This window comes from Roseomonas nitratireducens, from assembly GCF_017813355.1.
Taxonomy (GTDB): Bacteria; Pseudomonadota; Alphaproteobacteria; order Acetobacterales; family Acetobacteraceae; genus Neoroseomonas; species Neoroseomonas nitratireducens.
This window is the reverse complement of record NZ_JAGIYZ010000006.1, coordinates 118,139-137,545: the sequence shown is the minus strand read 5'-3', so window position 1 is coordinate 137,545 and position 19,407 is coordinate 118,139. Positions and strand designations below refer to the sequence as shown.

16 protein-coding genes are annotated in these 19,407 nt (G+C 71.0%); 10 read left to right on the top strand and 6 right to left on the bottom strand.

Annotation, left to right across the window (positions count from 1 at the left end):
- Nucleotides 1-77 precede the first annotated feature (77 nt).
- The gene (locus J5Y09_RS08390) at nucleotides 78-1,391 is read right to left on the bottom strand and encodes an NAD(P)/FAD-dependent oxidoreductase (protein WP_209351295.1); all 1,314 of its coding nucleotides are present in this window, start codon (nucleotides 1,389-1,391) and stop codon (nucleotides 78-80) included.
- Nucleotides 1,392-1,717: 326 nt separating this feature from the next.
- Here J5Y09_RS08390 and hisD point away from each other — a divergent pair, with 326 nt between their 5' ends.
- Nucleotides 1,718-3,025 (top strand): histidinol dehydrogenase, encoded by a 1,308-nt coding sequence (hisD, locus tag J5Y09_RS08385; protein WP_209351294.1) that lies wholly within the window; start codon nucleotides 1,718-1,720, stop codon nucleotides 3,023-3,025.
- 3 nt (nucleotides 3,026-3,028) lie between these two features.
- Nucleotides 3,029-3,793 carry an SDR family NAD(P)-dependent oxidoreductase gene (locus J5Y09_RS08380; protein ID WP_209351293.1) on the top strand — a complete coding sequence of 255 codons (765 nt, stop codon included), beginning with the start codon at nucleotides 3,029-3,031 and terminating at the stop codon, nucleotides 3,791-3,793.
- 6 nt (nucleotides 3,794-3,799) lie between these two features.
- Here the strand turns inward: J5Y09_RS08380 and J5Y09_RS08375 are convergent, their stop codons facing one another.
- Nucleotides 3,800-4,774: a Bug family tripartite tricarboxylate transporter substrate binding protein gene (locus J5Y09_RS08375; protein WP_209351292.1), complete on the bottom strand. Its 975-nt coding sequence runs from the start codon at nucleotides 4,772-4,774 to the stop codon at nucleotides 3,800-3,802.
- 149 nt (nucleotides 4,775-4,923) lie between these two features.
- Between J5Y09_RS08375 and J5Y09_RS08370 the strand changes: the two genes are divergently transcribed.
- Nucleotides 4,924-5,868 (top strand): aldo/keto reductase, encoded by a 945-nt coding sequence (locus J5Y09_RS08370; protein WP_209351291.1) that lies wholly within the window; start codon nucleotides 4,924-4,926, stop codon nucleotides 5,866-5,868.
- 172 nt (nucleotides 5,869-6,040) lie between these two features.
- Here the strand turns inward: J5Y09_RS08370 and J5Y09_RS08365 are convergent, their stop codons facing one another.
- Nucleotides 6,041-6,760 carry a hypothetical protein gene (locus J5Y09_RS08365; RefSeq protein ID WP_209351290.1) on the bottom strand — a complete coding sequence of 240 codons (720 nt, stop codon included), beginning with the start codon at nucleotides 6,758-6,760 and terminating at the stop codon, nucleotides 6,041-6,043.
- A 186-nt stretch (nucleotides 6,761-6,946) separates the two neighbouring features.
- Nucleotides 6,947-7,924 carry a LysR family transcriptional regulator gene (locus J5Y09_RS08360; protein WP_209351289.1) on the bottom strand — a complete coding sequence of 326 codons (978 nt, stop codon included), beginning with the start codon at nucleotides 7,922-7,924 and terminating at the stop codon, nucleotides 6,947-6,949.
- Between the two features lie 100 nt (nucleotides 7,925-8,024).
- On the opposite strand from J5Y09_RS08360, the gene J5Y09_RS08355 reads away from it, so the two are divergent.
- From J5Y09_RS08355 to J5Y09_RS08345, 3 genes are all read left to right on the top strand, one after another.
- The gene (locus J5Y09_RS08355) at nucleotides 8,025-9,023 is read left to right on the top strand and encodes a formylglycine-generating enzyme family protein (protein WP_209351288.1); all 999 of its coding nucleotides are present in this window, start codon (nucleotides 8,025-8,027) and stop codon (nucleotides 9,021-9,023) included.
- The gene (locus J5Y09_RS08350; protein WP_245216951.1) at nucleotides 9,020-10,642 is read left to right on the top strand and encodes an arylsulfatase; all 1,623 of its coding nucleotides are present in this window, start codon (nucleotides 9,020-9,022) and stop codon (nucleotides 10,640-10,642) included. The genes J5Y09_RS08355 and J5Y09_RS08350 overlap by 4 nt, the downstream gene beginning before the upstream one ends.
- Before the next feature lie 157 nt (nucleotides 10,643-10,799).
- Nucleotides 10,800-11,369 (top strand): DUF502 domain-containing protein, encoded by a 570-nt coding sequence (locus J5Y09_RS08345; protein WP_209351287.1) that lies wholly within the window; start codon nucleotides 10,800-10,802, stop codon nucleotides 11,367-11,369.
- A gap of 371 nt (nucleotides 11,370-11,740) precedes the next feature.
- Here J5Y09_RS08345 and J5Y09_RS08340 read toward each other — a convergent pair whose 3' ends face one another.
- Nucleotides 11,741-12,484 (bottom strand): bestrophin-like domain, encoded by a 744-nt coding sequence (locus tag J5Y09_RS08340; RefSeq protein WP_209351286.1) that lies wholly within the window; start codon nucleotides 12,482-12,484, stop codon nucleotides 11,741-11,743.
- Between the two features lie 611 nt (nucleotides 12,485-13,095).
- Between J5Y09_RS08340 and J5Y09_RS08335 the strand changes: the two genes are divergently transcribed.
- The 3 genes from J5Y09_RS08335 (at nucleotide 13,096) to J5Y09_RS08325 (ending at nucleotide 17,713) form a co-directional block, all read left to right on the top strand.
- Entirely contained in the window at nucleotides 13,096-14,094 is a 999-nt protein-coding gene (locus J5Y09_RS08335) for a helix-turn-helix domain-containing protein (protein WP_209351285.1), read from the top strand.
- Nucleotides 14,095-14,266: 172 nt separating this feature from the next.
- Entirely contained in the window at nucleotides 14,267-16,783 is a 2,517-nt protein-coding gene (locus J5Y09_RS08330; RefSeq protein WP_209351284.1) for an arylsulfatase, read from the top strand.
- Nucleotides 16,784-16,858: 75 nt separating this feature from the next.
- A complete protein-coding gene (locus J5Y09_RS08325; protein ID WP_209351283.1) occupies nucleotides 16,859-17,713 on the top strand; it encodes a hypothetical protein in 855 nt (284 codons plus the stop codon).
- Between the two features lie 756 nt (nucleotides 17,714-18,469).
- On the opposite strand, the gene J5Y09_RS08320 is transcribed toward J5Y09_RS08325, so the two are convergent.
- On the bottom strand, nucleotides 18,470-18,913 hold the full coding sequence (locus tag J5Y09_RS08320; RefSeq protein WP_209351282.1) for a CBS domain-containing protein: 444 nt from the start codon (nucleotides 18,911-18,913) through the stop codon (nucleotides 18,470-18,472).
- A gap of 308 nt (nucleotides 18,914-19,221) precedes the next feature.
- Here J5Y09_RS08320 and J5Y09_RS24585 point away from each other — a divergent pair, with 308 nt between their 5' ends.
- On the top strand, nucleotides 19,222-19,347 hold the full coding sequence (locus J5Y09_RS24585) for a hypothetical protein (RefSeq protein WP_280845343.1): 126 nt from the start codon (nucleotides 19,222-19,224) through the stop codon (nucleotides 19,345-19,347).
- Nucleotides 19,348-19,407 lie beyond the last annotated feature (60 nt).

The window sequence follows — 19,407 nt, the reverse complement described above, 5'->3', positions numbered from 1 at the left end:
GCTGCCGCGGCCCGTCATGCCGGCGATGGGCTGGCCCGGCCGCGCGGAAGACAGGCCCCGGGCGAGGCCGCGCGGGATCAGGCCGCGCGGTCGAAGCGGGACAGGGCGAAGGGCGCCGGGTCGACGACCGGCGGCGCGCCCGTGGCGAGGTCCGCGGCAAGCCGCCCCGCGCCCGGCCCGATGCCGAAGCCGTGCCCGCTGAAGCCCGCCGCGACGACGAGGCCGGGCAGCGCCTCGACCCGCGAGATGACGGGGACGGCATCGGGCGTGGAATCGATCCAGCCAGCCCAGAGGCGTGCGGCCTGGATGCCGGCCATGTCGGGATAGGCGGCGACGATCTGGCGCAGCGCGGGCTCGACGATCCCGGCCTTGGGCTTCGCCTCCAGCACGCGCATGCGCTCGAACACCGTCGGCCGGTCGAAGGACCAGGCGCCATGCAGCGCGTCGGGTCCCTCGAAGAAGGATCGCCCGAAGCGCAGTTCCACGAGTTTCCAGTTCTTCCGCAGCGCCGGCAGGAAGTCCCGCGCGTAGCGGATGCCGGCCGGCGTCAGTTCCAGCCGCCCGCGCGCCTGGGCCGCGACGAGATAGCCGCCGTCCAGCAGCGGCGTGAGGATGAAATCGGGCGTCCGAAGCGGGCCCGGGCTGACCTGGCGCGCCGGCGTGGTCGCGAAGATCGTCGAATGGACCGAGGATTGCGGCATGCGGATGCCATGCCGGCGCAGGAACATCGACGCCCAGGCCCCGCCCGAGAGCACGACCGCCTGGGTGCGGATGCGCCCCTTCTCGGTGAAGACGCCGGCGATGCGCCCGCCTGTGGTGTCGAGCCCGCGCGCGGCGCAGTTCTGGTGCAGCGTGACACCCAGCGCGCGCGCCGCCTTCGCCAGCGCGGGCGCCGCCATGGCCGGTTCCGCCCGCCCGTCGCGCGGGGAGACGATGCCGCCGATCCACTCCTGCTCGTTGCCGGGCGTGAGGCGCTTCGCCTCCGCCGCGTCGATCATGCGCGCGCCCATCTGGTAGGGCTGCGCCATGTCGAGCCAGGCGCGCCACTCCGCCAGTTCCTTCGGGTCCTTCGTCACATAGACGAGGCCGTCGCGGCGGAAGCCCATGTCGGCGCCAATCTCGGCCGGCAGGCTGTCCCACAGCCCCTGGCTGTGCTGCATCAGCGGGATTTCCCGCTCGTCGCGGTTGAAGGTGCGGCACCAGCCCCAGTTGCGGCTGGACTGCTCGCCCGCGACGACGCCCTTTTCCAGCAGCGCCACCGAGTGTCCTGCCTTGGCGAGGTGATAGGCGGCCGCGACGCCGATGATGCCGGCGCCGATGACGACGACATCCGCCGCCTCGGGCAGGCGGTCGTCGCCGTCGACCGGATCCAGGGCGCGGGTCGCGACCATCAGCCGATGCTCCCCGGATGGCCGGCGCCGCGCGATGGCGGCCGGGCGCACGCAAGGCCTGCTCCGTCCACCCCGATTGAGGCAAGGTTGCGTGTCGCGGGGGCGAGGCGCCGGTTGCTGTACGGGGACATCATGGCCTCCCTCATCGCCGCGCCGGCCGCACCTGTCCAGAGTGAGCCGGACCATCGCAGCCGCCATCCCCCCCTCCCCGGCGCGGCCGATCCGGCGTCCGGGGTTCGCCGCTCCCGCATGGCGCGATGGCGACCGGAAGGTTGACACGCCCCCGCCCGCCGCTACGCCTTGCCCCAACGTAGCAGGAGGACGCCATGGCGCGACATCTCAAGAAGGGCCGCGATGCCGAGGCGCGCGCCGAGGACGACGCGAAGGTCCGCGCGACGGTCGAGGGCATCCTCGCCGACATCGCCGCGCGCGGCGACGCCGCGGTGCGGGAGATGTCGATCCGCTTCGACAAGTGGGACCGCACGGATTTCCGCCTGACGGATGCCGAGATCCGCGACTGCCTGTCCCAGCTTTCGGCCCGCGACCTGGACGACATCCGCTTCGCGCAGGAACAGGTGCGCAACTTCGCGCAGCACCAGAAGGACGCGCTGCGCGACATCGAGGTCGAGACGCTGCCCGGCGTCGTGCTCGGCCACAGGAACATCCCGGTCAATTCCGTCGGCTGCTACGTGCCGGGGGGCAAGTATCCGCTGCTCGCCTCGGCGCATATGTCGGTCGTCACGGCGAAGGTCGCGGGGTGCAAGCGCATCGTCACCTGCGCCCCGCCCTTCGAGGGCCGGCCCGCGCCCGCCATCGTGGCGGCGCAGCACCTGGCGGGGGCGGATGTGATCTACTGCCTGGGCGGCATCCAGGCGGTCGGCGCGATGGCGCTCGGCACGCAGACCATCGAGCCGGTGGACATGCTGGTCGGCCCCGGCAACGCTTTCGTCGCGGAAGCCAAGCGGCAGCTCTACGGCCGCGTCGGGATCGACCTGTTCGCCGGGCCGACCGAGACGCTGGTGATCGCGGACGAGACGGTGGACGGCGAGCTCTGCGCCACCGACCTGCTCGGCCAGGCGGAGCACGGCCCCAATTCCCCCGCCATCCTGCTGACCAATTCCGAGAAGCTGGCGCGCGAGACCATGGCCGAGGTCGAGCGCCTGCTCGCCATCCTGCCGACGGCGGGCATCGCGCGGCAGGCCTGGGAGGACTACGGCGAGGTCATCGTCTGCGACAGCGAGGAGGAGATGGTGCGCGAGGCCGACCGCATCGCATCCGAGCATGTGCAGGTCATGACGCGCGACCCGGACTACTTCCTCGCGCACATGACGAACTACGGCGCGCTCTTCCTCGGGCCGCGCACCAATGTCTCCTACGGCGACAAGGTCATCGGCACCAACCACACCCTGCCGACGAGGAAGGCGGCGCGCTACACGGGCGGGCTCTGGGTCGGCAAGTTCCTCAAGACCGTCACCTACCAGCGCGTGCTGACCGATGCGGCGAGCGCGATGATCGGCGAATACTGTTCCCGGCTGTGCATGCTGGAAGGCTTCGCCGGCCATGCCGAGCAGGCGAACATCCGCGTGCGCCGCTATGGCGGGCGCAACATCCCCTACGCGACCGCGGCGGACTGAGCGATGGACCTGCCGAGGACGCCATCCTTCCGCCTGGACGGCAAGCGGGCGCTGGTCTCCGGCGCGGGGCGCGGCATCGGGCTGGCCGCCGCCGCGGCGCTGGCCGATGCGGGGGCGCATGTCACGCTGCTCTCCCGCACCGCGCGGGAGATCGAGGAGGCGGCGGCGGCGATCCGCGCGCGCGGCGGGGCGGCCGGCACGCTGGTGCTCGACGTGCTGGACGCGGACGCCGCCGCGCGCGCCATCGCCGAATGCGAGCCCTTCGAGGTGCTGGTGAACAACGCCGGCACCAACCGGCCCAAGCCCTTCGCCGACGTCACGCATGACGATTTCGACGCGGTGATGGACCTGAATGTCCGCGCCGCCTTCTTCCTCGCGCAGGCGGTGGCACGGCGGCTGCTGGCGGCCGGGCGCGGCGGGTCGATCATCAACGTATCGTCCCAGATGGGCCATGTCGGCGCGGCGAACCGGACGATCTACTGCGCGTCCAAATGGGCGATCGAGGGGCTGACCAAGGCGATGGCGGTGGAACTCGCCCGGCATGGCATCCGCGTGAACACGCTCGGCCCCACCTTCATCGAGACGCCGCTGACGAAGCCCTTCTTCGACGACGCCGCCTTCAAGGCCAGCGTGCTGACGAAGATCAAGCTCGGCCGCATCGGCCAGGTCGAGGACCTGATGGGCGCGATCCTGTTCCTCGCCTCCGACGCCTCGGCGCTGATGACCGGCTCGGCGCTGGTGGTGGATGGCGGCTGGACGGCGGACTGAACCCGTTCAGGACGGGCGCAGCCCGGCGAGCTGCGCCGCGCGGCGGGCGTTGTCGAGTTCCTGCGCGAGGAAGGCGGCGAAGCCTTCCGGCGTGCGCTGCGCGGGCGCGCTCGGCACGGCGCCGACCTCGGCGATGCGCGACACCACGCCCGCATCCTCCAGCGTCGCGAGCAGGGCGCGGCTGAGCGCCGCCGTCACATCGGCCGGCACGCCGGCCGGGGCGAGCAGCCCGCCATAGCTGCCGGCGGTGAAGCCGGGCAGCCCCGCCTCGATGAAGGTCTGCACGCCGGGCAGGACGGGCGAGCGCTCCATCGCCGCGATCGCCACGATCGGCGCCGATCCGTCGCGATGCTGCGGCAGGGCGGAAGGCAGTTCCACCATGCCGGCATCGACCGTGCCGTTGATCAGGTCCGGGATCATCGCGCTGCCGCCGCGATAGGGCACGTGGGTGGCGCGCACATTCGCCCCGGCCATCACCAGTTCCAGGGCGAGATGCGCCGCACTTCCGCTGCCGGGCGTGGCCACCGTCACCTGCCCCGGCCGCGCGCGCATCAGCGCCAGCAGGTCGGTCAATGAGCGCGCCGGCGTCCGCGCGCCCACCTGGCAGATCATCGGCAGGATGCCGACCAGGCCGATGGGGCGGAAGTCGCGCAGCACGTCGTAGGGGATATTGGCCTGCAGCACCGGGTTCGCGGTGAGCGGCCCGCCGGCGCCGAACAGCAGCGTGTAGCCATCCGCCGTCGCCTTGGCGACGAATTCGGCGCCGACGCTGCCGCCCGCGCCGGTGCGGTTCTCGATGACCATCGGCCGGCCGAGCCGCTCGGCCATCTGCGCGGCGAGGATGCGCGCGAGGATGTCGGTGTTCCCGCCCGCGGCGAAGGGCACGATCACGCGGATGGGCCGGTCGGGATAGGCCGCGAGCGCGGGCCTGTGCAGCGCGATAAGCGCGGGTGTCGCGAGCAGCAGGCGGCGTGACAGCATGGCAATTTCCCCATCCGGCATCTGCGGCCGTTGGCGGCAGCCTTGCATCGGGGGGGCCGCGCCGCAATGGTGCGCGCCTGCCGCGGCATCGCGGCCGATCGAAGGGACGGGAACGGATGGAACAGCGGCGACTTGGACGGACCGGAATCATGGTCTCGGTCCTCGGCTACGGGTGCGGCGCGATCGGCGGGCTCATGGTCAAGGGCACGGCGGCCGAGCAGGACCGCGCCATCGGCCGCGCCATCGACCAGGGCGTCACCTATTTCGACACCGCCGCCGCCTATGGGGATGGCGTGTCGGAGACGAATCTCGGCCGCGCGCTGAAGGCGCTGGGCGCCAAGGTCACGGTCGGCACCAAGGTGCGCATCCGCGGCGAGCAGCGCGACGACATCGGCGGCGCCATCGTCGCCTCGGTGGAAGCGAGCCTCGCGCGGCTGGGGCGCGACAGCGTCGACATCCTGCACCTGCACGAGCCCATCACGCGCGACGGCGCGCCGCCAACCTTCACCGCCGACGCCATCCTGCACGACGCGGTGCCCGTGCTGCAGCGGCTGCGCGATGCGGGGAAGTTCCGCCACTACGGCATCACCGGCCTGGGCGAGGCGCCCGAGATCCGCCGCGTGCTGGAACAGGGCGGCTTCGCGACGGCGCAGATGCCTTACAACATCCTCAACCCGAGCGGCCTCGCGCCGCTGCCGGCGGGCTCGGCCATGCCGGACCTGGGCGGCTGCATCCGGCACGCGGCCTCGATCGACGTCGGTGTCATGGCGATCCGCATCCTGGCCGGCGGCGCGCTCAGCGGTAGCGAGGCGCGCAGCCCGCTCGGCGTGCCCTCGGTCGCGCCGATCGCCTCCGGCGCGTCCTATGCCGCGGATGTTGCCGCGGCGCGGCGGCTGATGCCGGTGATCGAGGCCGGGCACGCGGCCGACCTGGTGGAACTCGCGCTGCGCTACGCGGCGATGCCGCGGGAGATCCCGACGGTGCTGGTCGGCACCTCGAGCATCGCGGAACTCGACCACGCGGTCGCCGCGATCAACAAGGGACCGCTGCCGGCCGAGGCGCCGGCGATGATCGCGGCGATCCAGGCGGGCTGACGCGCCGGGCGGCACCGTCCCCGGCGAAGCGATGGGGGGTCGGTGCGCAACCGCGATCCGATGCCGGGGCGCGGCCCGGGCGCGCGCTTGCGTTGCGATGCGCTCGACCGTGCCGGTCGCCTGGCCACGGCATGCGATCCGATCAGCCGTCCCCGGCCGATCGAAGATGGCTCTAGGACGACGGAAGCGACGGACTGATCTGCGTCCAATCCAACAACTTCATGATGTTCTTGAAGCTTCCATCCGGCATCCGCACGTAATGGTCGCCGGATTCGATCATCCTGTTGTTGATCGCGAGGCCGGCGCTCTTGCTTGTGCAATACGCCTCCAGGACCGTGCCGTCCTTGTAGATGAACTCGAACTTGTCGTCGGTGCGCTTGATCATGACGACATCGCGAATGCGTATGAGTTGGAAAAGGGTCTGATTGTAGGGATTGCCCCGCGGGTTCGGGTTCATCGCGACCACGGTTGGCAGCGCGGCATAGGCGGCCGGATTGTGCCGCGCCACATGCAGGTTCAGCAGGTAGATGGCGTAGACCGTCCGCGAGACCGAGGAGGTGCTGCCGAAGGCGCGGTCGAACCGTCCATCGACGAGGACCTTGTTGCCAAGCGCCGCCATGTCCTTCTGGAACGTGCTGATCCAGGCATTGGTCGCGGGGCCGCCCCAGCCATCCATCGCAAGGCCGCCCGCGCGCGACCCGTAGTAGGCGCGCAGCAGGTACTGCACGAGCCGGACGTCGCCGCGCTCGTTCACGCCATTGGCGCCGACCGACTGCTCGATGTTGAAGAGGGCCGCCTCGCCCGCCCCGAAGCCCACGACATCGACATACGCCATCCCGCTCGATCCTTCACGGCTCCGGGAGACCGTGACCACCGCGCGACTGATGCGCAAATCGAATAGTCTCGCCATCGGTGCGATGGATCACACCCCGCGCGATCGAGGCCGGTCGGGACGTGTGCGCGAGGCGCCGGCGCGCAACGGGATGATGGGCTGACGCGCCCGGGAAGGCCCGGCAACACGCCGGGGCTCACGCGATGGCGGTCGTGGCCAGGCGCGCGCCGACCCCGCCGCGCGACGTCACAGGCACGCCGCGGGCAGCCCGAGGGCCTCGCACAAGGCCAGGGACGCCGCCTCGCCCTCCCGGTCCGCGGTGCGCAGCAGGTCCAGGAAGGCTTCCTCCGCCTCGCCGAGCGCGCGGTTCCTCAGCCGCACGATCCCCGGATGGATCGACACCCAGGGTTCGCGCCACGCCAGGGCGACCACCTCGCCCGCCTGCAGCGCGGGCGCGGCGATGGCGAGCGTCACGGCCGCCACGGCGTCGGAATGCGGCAGGGCGCGCAGCGCGACGGTCGGGCTTTCGTGGATCAGCGCCGGGAACGCCGCATGGGAACGGCCGGCCGCCCGCGCCTCGGCGCGCGCCGCGGCGATGGGTGCCTGCACCGCCGTGGGGATCCGCCCGATCAGGATGAACGGAAAGGACACGATGTCGGCCAGCCCGATCGCCCTCTGCCCCGCGAGCGGATGCCCCGGTCGGACAACGAAGACGCCCGGCTGCGGCTGCAGCGGCTCGACGACCAGCCCCTCGCCCATCTCCGGGCCGAAGCCCCGCAGGTCGAGCAGCCCGAGCGACGCCTCGCGCTCATGCACCGCGCGGGGCACCTCGGCCCAGTTCGACGAGACGAGCCGCACGCGCACCTGGGGATAGAGCGACAGCATGCGCGACGCCGCCGTGATGCAGAGCGTCTCGGCGATGTAGGCGCCGGCGGCGATGTTGAGGTCGCGCACCTGGTCCCCGCGCGCATCGGACGCATGGCGGCCGAGCCGGTCCAGCCGGTCGAGGATGTCGACGGAATCCGTCACTACCGCGCGGCCCAGGTCGGTCATCGTCACGCCGCGCGGGCTGCGCTCGAAGAGCGGGCCGCGCAGCCGCGCCTCCAGCGCCGCGAGCTGACGCGTGAGCGCTGGCTGCGTGATGCCCAGGACGCGCGCGGCCCGGACCAGGCTGCCATGCTCTTGGATCGCCCGCACCATCCGCAGGTCGCGGACCTCGAACATATGCCTCCATGAGCAAGCGAAGATTGCCGAAGCGGCATTGGGCACCGCCGCCAGGGGGATGGCAACATGCGCTGACAAGAACGTGAGGGAGGAGGCAGGCATGGGAAACGCCGCAGCCGCCGCCCCGGTCCCGCTGGACCGGGCAGTGCCGGGCGCCATGGTGCCCATCCCCGGCGGCACCTTCCTGATGGGGTCGGACCATCACTATCGCGAGGAACAGCCGCAGCATTTCGCGCGCGTCGGCGCCTTCGAGATGGACGCGACGACGGTCACGAACGCCCAGTTCGCTGCCTTCGTCGCCGCGACGGGGCATGTGACGGTCGCCGAGCGGCCGCTCGACCCGGCGCTCTACCCGGGTGCGGATTCCGCCATGCTGGTGCCCGGCGCGCTCGTCTTCCGCATGACGGACGGGCCGGTCGACACGCGCGACGTCTCCAACTGGTGGCACTGGACGCCCGGCGCCCATTGGCGCGCGCCGGAAGGCCCGGGCAGCAGCATCGAGGGGCGGGAGGACCACCCGGTCGTCCAGGTCGCCTTCGAGGATGCCGAGGCCTATGCGCGCTGGGCCGGCAAGCAATTGCCGACCGAGGCCGAGTGGGAATTCGCCGCGCGCGGCGGGCTCGAGGCCGCGGAATTCGCCTGGGGCGACGAGCTCGCGCCGGGCGGCGTCCACCTCGCGAACACCTGGCAGGGCCCCTTCCCCTGGCGCAACTTCGCCGCCGACGGCTTCGAGCGGACCTGCCCCGTGCGCTCCTTCCCGCCCAATCCCTACGGCCTGTTCGAGGTGTGCGGGAATGTCTGGGAATGGACCACCGACTGGTGGGGCACGCGGCACGCGGCCGATCCGTCCAAGCCGTGCTGCGCGCCGCTCAATCCGCGCGGCCCGGCGGTCGAGGGATCCTTTGACCCGGCCCAGCCGGCCATCCGCATTCCGCGCAAGGTGGTGAAGGGCGGCTCCTTCCTCTGCGCGCCGTCCTATTGCCGGCGCTACCGCCCGGCCGCGCGCCACGCGCAGATGGTGGAAACCGGCATGAGCCACATCGGCTTCCGCTGCATCCGCCGCCAGACCACGCAACACGCAGACGAGGACAGGACATGAGCCAGAACGGAAACGGCCAATCGCGCCGCGGCATGCTGCTCGGGGGCGCCGCCGGGCTCGCCGCCGGCACGCTGCCGGGGGGTGCCACGCTCGCGCAGACGACGCGGCCCGCCGCGCCCGCCGCTACCGCGCCCGCCGCCGCCGCGCAGGGCCGGCCGAACATCCTGGTCATCTTCGGCGACGATGTCGGCTGGTCCAACATCTCCGCCTACAACATGGGGATGATGGGCTACCGCACGCCCAACATCGACCGCATCGCGCGCGAAGGCGCGATGTTCACCGACCACTACGCCGAGAATTCCTGCACCGCCGGCCGCTCGGCCTTCATCACCGGCCAGAGCCCGATCCGCACCGGCCTGTCGAAGGTCGGCCTGCCCGGCGCGGCCGAGGGCATGCGGCCCGAGGACCCGACCATCGCCGGCCTGCTCAAGCCGCTCGGCTATGCCACGGGCCAGTTCGGCAAGAACCACCTCGGCGACCGCGACGAGCACCTGCCGACGATGCACGGCTTCGACGAGTTCTTCGGCAGCCTCTACCACCTGAACGCCGAGGACGAGCCCGAGAACCCCGACTACCCGCGCGACCCGGAGTTCCGCCGGCAGTTCGGTCCGCGCGGCGTGCTCAAGACCTGGGCGAACCCGGACGGCACGCAGCGCATCGAGAACACCGGCCCGCTGACGATGAAGCGGATGGAGACGGTGGACGAGGAGTTCCTCGCCGGCGCGCTCGACTTCATCGACCGCGCGCACCGCGCGAACCGGCCCTTCTTCACCTGGTTCAACTCGACGCGGATGCACATCTGGACGCGGCTGAAGCCCGAGAGCCGCGGCGTCACCGGGCTCGGCGTCTATGCCGACGGCATGGTCGAGCATGACGGCCATGTCGGCCAGCTGCTGAAGAAGCTCGACGACCTCGGCATCACGCAGAACACCATCGTCATCTACACCACGGACAACGGCGCCGAGGTGATGAGCTGGCCCGACGGCGGCAACACCCCGTTCCGCGGCGAGAAGGCGACGGCCTGGGAAGGCGGCTTCCGCGCGCCCTGCGCGATCCGCTGGCCGGGCCGCATCCAGCCGGGGCAGGTGATCAACGACATCGTCTCCCTGCAGGACTGGCTGCCGACGCTGATGGCCGCGGTCGGGGAGCCGGAGATCAAGCAGAAGCTGCTGGCCGGCCACCAGGCGGGCGCGCGGACCTACAAGGTGCATCTCGATGGCTACAACCAGTTGCCGCTGCTGACCGGCGCCGGTCCCGGCGCGCGGCAGGAGATGTTCTACTTCACCGACGACGGCGACCTTGCTGCGCTGCGCCACGGCAACTGGAAGGTGCATTTCCTGATCCAGGAGAACCACGGCTTCGGCGTCTGGGAACGCGGCTTCACGCCGCTGCGCCTGCCGATGCTGTTCAACCTGCGATCCGATCCCTTCGAGCGGGCGACCGAATCCTTCGAGCACAATCGATGGCGGGTCGAGCGCGCCTTCGCGCTCGTGCCCGCGCAGGCCTTCGTCGCGCGCTTCCTGGCCACCTTCCGCGACTTCCCGCCACGGCAGGCGCCCGGCAGCTTCAGCCTCGGCGATGCGATGAACCGCCTGCGGCAGGGCGCCGCCAGCCGGTGATCGTCATGGACCGCCGCCGCCATCTCCTCGGCGGCGGCGGACATGAAGGCCGGCGGGCATGGGGAGCCCGCCGGCCGTGGCGACCAGCGCGACGACCGGTCGCGCCTGTTTGCGGAGGAATGAGCATGCGCCACATCGCACGCGGGCCGTGCCGGCCATGAGGACGCTGCGCCGCGCGCTGCTCGACGGCGCGATGGTGGTGCTGCCGCTCGGCGCCGTCGCGCTGCTCGTCCTTGGCATCGTCCACAAGCTGCAGGAGGCGGCGGACCCGCTGTCGCGGCACTATGGCCACCCGGCCATCGTCGCGGTCGTACTGCTGGTCGTGCTCTGCCTGCTGATCGGCGTGCTGGTGCGTTCCGCACCCGGCGGCTGGGCGCGCCGCAGGCTCGAAGGCGCGCTGTTCGAGCGCATCCCCGGCTACCGCCTGGTGAAGGCCTTCTCCGGCGACGGGCCGCTGGCCGAAGGCGGCGCCCGCGCGCTGAAGCCCGCGCTGGCCGAGATCGAGGACGGGCTGTGCCCGGCGTTCGTGATGGACACCTTCGCCGATGGCCGGCTGCTGGTCTTCGTGCCCGGTTCGCCGGCGCCGATGTCGGGCGCGCTCTATGTCTTCGCGGCGGACCGCGTGCGGTACCTCGACGTGCCGCTGCTGCCGTTCATGAAGGCGATTTCGTCCTGGGGCCTCGGCCTGCGGGAGATGATCGAGGCCGAGGAAGCGCGGCAGGCTTAGCGAGGGGGGACGGACCCTGCATCGGCCTGCGACCAAAGCGGGAGAGCGATGCAGGGGCTTGCGACTTCGTCGAGGACCGGACGCGGGATGACCGCAGGTTCAGGATCCCGCGCGTGGTCGATGCCGAAGGCGATCCGCGATGCGCCGAACCGGCGCGCGGACCTTGTCCCGTTCGTCGACGACGGCCGCATCGGGTTCGTGACCTCCGGCGTCGAGCGCGCCGAGGCCCGGGCCGCCAGCGCCGCGTTGATCGAGACCGGGAAGCTCAGCCAGGTCGATCCGCGTGCCGGGCGAAGACACCTCAGGCCTGACCCGCCCCGGTTCCTCGGGCCCACGCCAAACAGGAGGGCCGTTTGCCCCGCGCTCGGCAGTCACCGGACGCCGGCGACCGTCGCCAGGGCTTCGCGCATCGGTGCGTCCGACACGGCCATCATGCCGTGGAACGGTCGATCGAGTTCGAGAACAAGCAGCAGCGCGCTGGCCACCGCGGCGCTGCCCAGCACCATCGCGCCGATCGCCAGCCTATCGGGCTGGCCGTAGAGGCCCGCCAGCAGGAACAGGAAGACAAACCACAGCACCAGCATCACGACCACCTGCACCTGGATCGCACCGCCATGCTCGGCCGTGGCAAGCGTCGCTCGGGTGCGGGCCAGGGTGACCACCTGGCCCTGCGCCTGCCCCTGGAGGAAGGCCTGGCCGGGCGTCGCCGCCTCGAGCCGCATGACCATGTCGAGCATGTTCGGGCCTGGCGGCATCGTCATTCGCCTGGCCTCGCCCGCCCAGATCTCGTTGATCGAGTGTTCGATCGACCCGTGGAGCACGCGCCTCACCTCCGCCGCCTCGGGCCCGAACTGCGCCAGCGCGCGGTCGAGCACGATCACCTCGGCCGCCATGCGCCGGACCTGCTCGCTTTGGCTGCGGTAGTGGTCCGTCGCGCCGGCCACGAGAAGCCCCAGCACCAGCGCGGAGATCGAGGCGACGATGCCCTGGGTGAAGCGCACCATGTCACGCACGGGCTCGGCCTTCTGCGTCTCGTGCGGACGCAGCGCGAGGCCGAGAAACCCAGCGCCGGTGATGAAGACGAAGGCCAGGACGGCGATGGACAGGGGCGTCATGCGCTCGAACCTTTTCCCGAGGAGTGACCGAACGGGCCGCTTCGGCCGTGCCGCGGGATGCCGTCCGGAAGCACGGGCGACCTGCCTTCGGCGGGCGGGCGATCCACGAACGCGCCAAGGCCCGGTCGCGGCGAACACTCGACGGCGGCGTCGACGGTCGCTGCGCGCCGCCGGACATCGACGCCCGCATCCCGCCTGACACGGACAGGGGCTTGGCCGTCGGGGGCGATCGGCGCCGCGACGGCCGCGCACGCGATGGACCGCCCCCGCCGTTCCGGCCCGAGGGCGGCGCGCAGGCCGCGTCGAACGGGAGGCCGGCGATCCCGTCCCATGCGGCTTCCAGGATGTCTTCCGATCGGGCGAGGCGCGTGCACCCCTTCGGCCTCCCTGCGTCCGTCCTCGAAGCGACAACCCTAGACGCCGCGAGGCCGCGCGGTATGTGCGGGGCGTATCCGAAATCGGCACCGACCCTGCCACGCCCGTCACGGCGCGCGAGCCTCAAGGCCGCCCTTCCTTGCAGGACTCACGAAGGCGTGGGCTAATTCGGGGCAAGCGCCGGCGTTGCCTCTTCACGAAGGCCCCCGCGCCGACCTTGCCGGGGGACGCGCGGCATGAGCACCTTGAACCATCCGGCCCCCGCAGCCGGCCTGATGCACAGTTTCGCCGAACCGGACCGCTTCTCCGCCGCGCTTCTCGGCGGAGAATTCGAGATCACGCCCCTGCATGACGAGCCCTTCTCGGCGACGCTCCGCGTGCTGAGGGTTGGCGACCTTGTCGTGCAGCACGCCGACACCTCGGCGCATGTCACGCGCGGCGGCATTGCGTCCGGCATCGCGGTTCTCATGCTGAACATGCAGATCACGGATCGCCCGGCGCGGGTGAACGGCGTGGAGGTGGGGAGAACGGACGCGGTCCTGGCCACGGGCGGCGCCGAGATCGCCGGGCACACCCCGCGACGGCTGCGCTGGGCAGCCCTCGCGCTGCCGCTCTCGCTGCTCGAGGAACTGGCCGAAATCGCAGCCCCGGATGTGCACGTGCCGGGCGCGGTCAGCGGGGTGGCGCTGCCGCCCGACCGGGCGGCGCGCCTGGTCTCCGCCCTGTCGGCGGCGGGCGAGTTTGCGGAACGCCTGCCGGAGCGGCTGCACAAGCCCGATTGCGCGGCCGGCCTCGCCATGGCGCTGCGCGACGAGATCGCCGGCGCCTTGACCGCCGAGGCAGCCTTCAGGCCGCGCCCGCGCGCCGTGGGCCAGGCGCTGCGCCTCGTCCGGGAAGCCGAGACTTTCATGGAAGCGCGGGTGGCACGGCCGGTCTACACGGAGGAATTGTGCGCGGCGCTGGGCGTCTCGGCGCGGCGCCTGCACGACGCGTTCCGCGCGGCGCTGGGAACGAGCCCGCACGCGCACCTGAAGTCCCGCCGCCTGACGCTGGCGCGCCGGGCCCTGCAGCGCCAAGCGAACGGCCCGGAATTGGTGAAGTCCGTCGCCCTCGGCCACGGCTTCTGGCACCTCGGTCACTTCGCGCGCGACTACCGGGCGTTGTTCGGGGAACTGCCCTCGGAAACGCTCGCCACGGCCGGCACCCGGGCTGGGCCGGGGTGCGAAGGCGCCTGACCCGTCCGCCCGGTCGCGCCAACGCCACCGGCAGCGACGCGCGGCTTGCCGAATTTGGATAGCGCGCCCCGGGGACGACGCGCGATGCCTGGCGCATGCTGCGGGCGGGAGACGGGACACGCGCGCGACGCGCGTAGGCCTGCCTTGCTGATCTGGAAGAAGGAAACGCCCGATGAGACTCCTCGGAGTGCTCGCGACCGGGGCCGTGGTCACGGCCTTCGCCTTCGGCTTCTGCGCCCCAGGTGCGGTGGCGCAACAGATCCGCGGCGCCCCTGGCGCGCCGGACGCGCTGATGACGCCGAATCCATTCAGCCTGCCAGGCCCGACGCCGCCGTTCACCGGCACGATCATGCCCAATGCGGGCGACAGCCGGACCGCCTGGCCGCCGCAGGTCATGCCGCCGGAAGGCGCGCCCAACGTGCTGGTGATCCTGACCGACGATGTCGGCTTCGGCGCGCCATCGACCTTCGGTGGGGTCATCCCGACGCCGGCGCTCGACCGCGTGGCGGAAGCGGGGCTGCGCTACACGCAATTCCATACCACCGCGCTCTGTTCGCCGACGCGCGCCGCGCTGCTGACGGGGCGCAACCACCACTCCGTCGGTTCGGGCGTGATCTCGGAACTGACGACCGGCTTCCCGGGCTACAATTCGATCATCCCGCCGGAGACGGCGCATGTCGCGGCGACGCTGCGGCAGACCGGCTACGCCACCGCATGGTTCGGCAAGAACCACAACGTGCCGACCTGGGAATCAAGCCCTGCCGGCCCCTTCACCAACTGGCCGACAGGCCAGGGCTACGACTACTTCTACGGCTTCGTCGGCGGCGACACGAGCCAGTGGCAGCCGGGCAACCTGTTCCGCAACACCACGCCGATCCACCCCAATGTGGGCGCCAGGCCGGACTGGAACCTGACCACGGCGATGGCCGACGACGCCATCGACCACATCCGTCTGATCACCTCGGTCGCACCGAACCGGCCATGGTTCATCCACTACGCCCCGGGGGGCACGCACGCGCCGCACCACCCGACCCGCGAATGGGCGGAACGCTTCCGCGGCCAGTTCGACGCGGGGTGGGATGTGATGCACCGGCGCATCTTCGAGAACCAACGGCGTCTCGGCGTCATTCCCGCCAATGCGCAATTGCCGCCCCTGCCGGACTTCATCCCGCGCTGGGAAAGCCTGACCGACAACCAGCGCCGGCTCTATGCGCGGCAGATGGAGATCTACGCGGCCTATCTCGCCTACACCGACCATGAGATCGGGCGCGTCATCCAGGCCGTCGAGGATGCCGGCCAGATCGACAATACGCTGATCATCTATATCAGCGGCGACAACGGCGGCAGCGCGGAGGGCGGGCCGGACGGGACGGTGAACGAGGTGGCCTGGTTCAACGGCCTGCTGTTCAGCGCCGACCAGATGATGCCCTTCCTCGATGCCTGGGGCACCGACCGCACCTACAACCACATGGCGATCGGCTGGACCTTCGCGCTGAACTCCCCCTATCGCTGGACCAAGCAGATCGCTTCGCACCTGGGCGGCACGCGCAACGGCATGGCGATCTCCTGGCCGCGGCGCATCGCCGACCGCGGCGGCATCCGCCACCAGTTCCACCACGTGATCGACGTGGTGCCGACCATCCTGGAGGCCGCCGGCATCCCAGCCCCCACGATGGTCAACGGCATCGCGCAGCGCCCGATCGAAGGCCTCAGCATGGCCTACACCTTCGACGCGGCGAACCGCGACGTGCCGACGCGCCGGCGGACCCAGTATTTCGAGATCATGGGCAACCGGGCCATCTACCACGATGGCTGGATGGCCAGCACGACGCCGCCCGTGCCGCCCTGGGATTCACAGTCGCCCAAGCCGTCCGATGTGCTGAACGGCTACACCTGGGAACTCTACAACCTCACTGATGATCCGACGCAGATGAACGACCTGGCGGCGCGCGAGCCCGCAAGGCTGCGCATGATGCAGGAGATCTTCCTGATGGAGGCGACGCGCTACCAGGTCCTGCCGCTCGACAACAGCGCGCTGACGCGGCTGATCTCTGCCCGGCCGGGCCCGGCGGCGGGGCGGCGGCAGTTCACCTACAACGGCCCGGTCTCCGCCATCCAGGGCAGTGCCGCGCCGAGCCTGCTGAACCGCTCCTACCGGATCACCGCGGAGATCGAGGTGCCTGAGGGCGGGGCGAACGGCGTGCTGGTGACGCAGGGCGGGCGCTTCGCCGGCTATGGCTTCTATCTGCAGCAGGGCCGGCCGGTCTTCACCTGGAACTTCCTCAATGCCGCGCGCCATCGCTGGGAAGGGCCCGCCGCGCTGCCGCCCGGCCGCCACACGCTGGTCTTCGACTGGCAGATGCAGCCGCAGGGCCTGCCCTTCGGCCGCGGCGGAACGGGCACGCTGACGGTCAACGGCACGCAGGTCGCCCAGCAGGCGCTGCAGACCACGCTGCCCTTCACCCTCGCCTGGGACGAGACCTTCGATGTCGGGCTCGATACCGGTACATCCGTCGACGACCGCGACTACACCTCGCCCAACCCCTTCACCGGGCGGATCGCACGGCTGACGATCGACCTGGGCGACAGCACGGTCACGCCGGCCGCGCTGCGCCTGCTGCAGGAGGAGATGGAGCGGCGCGAGAGGGCATCCGCACCGGCGGCCACGCCGGCGGCGCGTCGCAACTAGGATCGGCGGTTCCGCGCGGCCCCGGCGGGTTGCCGCGGGCCGCGCGCGTGACGGCATCTCAGCAAAGGCCACGACATGAAGCGTAACCATTGGCGGCTCGGCGCCGCGGCCACGGTGCTCGCCGTCGGCATCGGCACCGGCGCCGCGGCGCGGGACACCGGCCTTCGTCCGGGCTGGAGCTTCGAGGTCGCGCCCTATGCCTGGCTCCCCTCGGTCGACGCGAACCTGCGCTACTCGCTTCCGCCGGGCATCGGCGGATCGGCGGACGTCAAGGCGGATGCCGCCGACTATTCCGCGCAGTTCAACTTCGCCATGGCCGTCGGGGCGACCGTTCGCTACGACCGGTTCACGCTGCTGACGGACATCATGTATGTCAGCGCCGATGCGGGTGCGAGCCGCGTCGAAGGCGCCGACATCATCGGCGTCGGTCGCAACCCGATCTCGAGCAGCGTCAACGTCTCGGGCAGCACCAACCTCAAGACGACGCTCTGGACCCTTGCGGCCGGCTACACGCTGGCGACGGGCAGCTGGGGCAATGTCGATGTGCTGGCAGGCTTCCGCTACCTCGGGGTCGAGGCCACGACCGACTACAACCTCGCGGTCACGCTGCTCGGGCCACGCGGCAATGCGGGGCCGAGCTTCGGTGGCGTCGGCCGGGTGTCCGGCCGCGACGATATCTGGAACGGCATCTTCGGCGTGCGCGGACGCATCAACATCGCGCAGAGCGGCTTCTTCGTTCCCTACTACCTCGATATCGGCGCGGGGGATTCGAACCTCACCTGGCAGACCTTCGCGGGCATCGGCTACCAGAGCGGATGGGCCGGCGTGCAGCTCGGCTGGCGCTACATGTCCTACGACCAGGGCCGCAGTTCGCTGGTGCAGGACATGACCATGAGCGGCGCGTATCTGGCGGTGAATTTCAGCTTCTAGGTGTTCAGGCCCGGCGCTCTCGTGGCGGCCGGGGCCTTCAATCTTGCGGCGCGCGGCGCTGCCACGGGCAGATGACGCGCACGCGGCGGGTGGAGCCCGCGCCTGGCTCGGCCGCGTCGGCTCCAAGCACGCGTCCACCCGCCCCGGGCAGTCGGGCGCCAGACGTGTGGTCCGATGCGAGACCATCGCGGGCGAGATTGCGATGCGGTGCGGGGGGCATGGGGTCTTGCTGGGCCGAAAGGCGCCGAAACCTCAGCCGTTGGCGTCCCCCGTGCGACGAACCAGAGAACTGGTGCGAATGCGTAGCGATGGGAGCGTAGGAGATCAGACGCGTACGGAAGACTCGAATCATGTGTCGCCCCGCCCGAACGCTGGCTCGACATGCTGCGGCCGCCGCAGGAGGTTGATCCCGTCGATCCGCGGACCAGGGCCCGGATGAATGCGATGGTCGGGGCGGGGTTGTTCAGCATCGAAAGGGTGGAAGCGGTGCTGCCCTAACCGGCGCCCTGCAAGGCGAGAGGCATGCCGGCCGCGTCGCTACGTCGGGCACGCTCGCGGCTCTCGGCTAGGCCGATACCGGCCAGCCTGGTGGGCAGCAGCGGGTTCGCCGCCATCCTCGCCACCGCCCTCGATCCGCCCGGCCGTGCGGCGTCTCCGGCGGTCCCCGGGCTTCCGGGGTGGGGTCCCCAACTCCAGTGCCATCACCATGGCGCGTCACCGCAAGATGACGCCGGCGACGGCGCCCCGCTTCGTTCCTTAGCCGCCGGGGCTGTCCCGCATGACGTATCCCATCAGATCGCCCACGTTGCGCTCCAGATCCCGGATGATTTCCTTGACGACGTCTCCGATGGAGATCACGCCCACGACCTTGCCCGCGTCCAGCACCGGCAGATGGCGAAAGCCGCGCGCAGCCATCATCGTCATGCAGCCTTCGAGACGGTCGTCAGGCTTCACCGTCACCGGGTTACGCGTCATCACCTGGCTCACCGGCGTCTGCTTCGCATCGAGCCCGGGCAGCAGCACCTTGATGGCGCAGTCACCCTGGGTGACGATACCGACCAGAACGTCGTCATCGATGACCAGCACCGACCGGACCCGGTTGTCGCGCATCTGGCGCAGGGCCTCGACGACCATGTCGCCGGAATGAACATGGATCAGGGCGCCGCTCTTCTGGGCCAGTGCGTTCTTGACAGTGTTCATCGATCTCCTCCCGTAGGCCTTGTCCCGGATCCCTCGGTAGTCTGCGTCGAAGATCGGTGTATCGGCAATGTCGACGGCACGGTGCCTGGCGCACGGCGCGGAGACGCGTACGCCTCGCGCGACACCAGCAGCATTGCCTTCGTACTCCGGGCGGACAACAGCGTGCGCGTGACGGCGCGCAACGTCAGCGTGGCGACGGTGGATCTGGCTGCGTGCGGTGCAGGCGGTGAAGCGACGCGTGGCTTGGCAATGCATCGAGGTGGCGCCGAGCGCTCGAAGCAGGCCAATAACGGTTCGGCGGGATCGAGATGGTGCTGTCGGCCGTCGTGCTGCTGCTCCCCCTGGGCGAGGTCAGCGTCGTCGCGATGACGCGCAGGATGCTCCGCGGAAAAATGCCTGTGCTGAATGACATGGATCAAACCCCCACGCGCTGAACGGGTAGCTGATTGCGAACCGCCGCACGCGAGTGGTTGCGTCCCCTTCCACTCCGCCGG

Excerpts from the sequence above, each read along its gene's own strand:
- J5Y09_RS24585 (WP_280845343.1), top strand. The coding sequence starts at position 19,222 with ATGGTGCTGTCGGCCGTCGTGCTGCTGCTCCCCCTGGGCGAGGTCAGC.
- J5Y09_RS08375 (WP_209351292.1), bottom strand. The coding sequence starts at position 4,774 with ATGCTGTCACGCCGCCTGCTGCTCGCGACACCCGCGCTTATCGCGCTG.
- J5Y09_RS08320 (WP_209351282.1), bottom strand. The coding sequence starts at position 18,913 with ATGAACACTGTCAAGAACGCACTGGCCCAGAAGAGCGGCGCCCTGATC.
- hisD (WP_209351294.1), top strand. The coding sequence starts at position 1,718 with ATGGCGCGACATCTCAAGAAGGGCCGCGATGCCGAGGCGCGCGCCGAG.
- J5Y09_RS08355 (WP_209351288.1), top strand. The coding sequence starts at position 8,025 with ATGGGAAACGCCGCAGCCGCCGCCCCGGTCCCGCTGGACCGGGCAGTG.
- J5Y09_RS08330 (WP_209351284.1), top strand. The coding sequence starts at position 14,267 with ATGAGACTCCTCGGAGTGCTCGCGACCGGGGCCGTGGTCACGGCCTTC.
- J5Y09_RS08350 (WP_245216951.1), top strand. The coding sequence starts at position 9,020 with ATGAGCCAGAACGGAAACGGCCAATCGCGCCGCGGCATGCTGCTCGGG.
- J5Y09_RS08380 (WP_209351293.1), top strand. The coding sequence starts at position 3,029 with ATGGACCTGCCGAGGACGCCATCCTTCCGCCTGGACGGCAAGCGGGCG.
- J5Y09_RS08360 (WP_209351289.1), bottom strand. The coding sequence starts at position 7,924 with ATGTTCGAGGTCCGCGACCTGCGGATGGTGCGGGCGATCCAAGAGCAT.
- J5Y09_RS08345 (WP_209351287.1), top strand. The coding sequence starts at position 10,800 with ATGAGGACGCTGCGCCGCGCGCTGCTCGACGGCGCGATGGTGGTGCTG.
- J5Y09_RS08370 (WP_209351291.1), top strand. The coding sequence starts at position 4,924 with ATGGTCTCGGTCCTCGGCTACGGGTGCGGCGCGATCGGCGGGCTCATG.
- J5Y09_RS08325 (WP_209351283.1), top strand. The coding sequence starts at position 16,859 with ATGAAGCGTAACCATTGGCGGCTCGGCGCCGCGGCCACGGTGCTCGCC.
- J5Y09_RS08390 (WP_209351295.1), bottom strand. The coding sequence starts at position 1,391 with ATGGTCGCGACCCGCGCCCTGGATCCGGTCGACGGCGACGACCGCCTG.
- J5Y09_RS08340 (WP_209351286.1), bottom strand. The coding sequence starts at position 12,484 with ATGACGCCCCTGTCCATCGCCGTCCTGGCCTTCGTCTTCATCACCGGC.
- J5Y09_RS08335 (WP_209351285.1), top strand. The coding sequence starts at position 13,096 with ATGAGCACCTTGAACCATCCGGCCCCCGCAGCCGGCCTGATGCACAGT.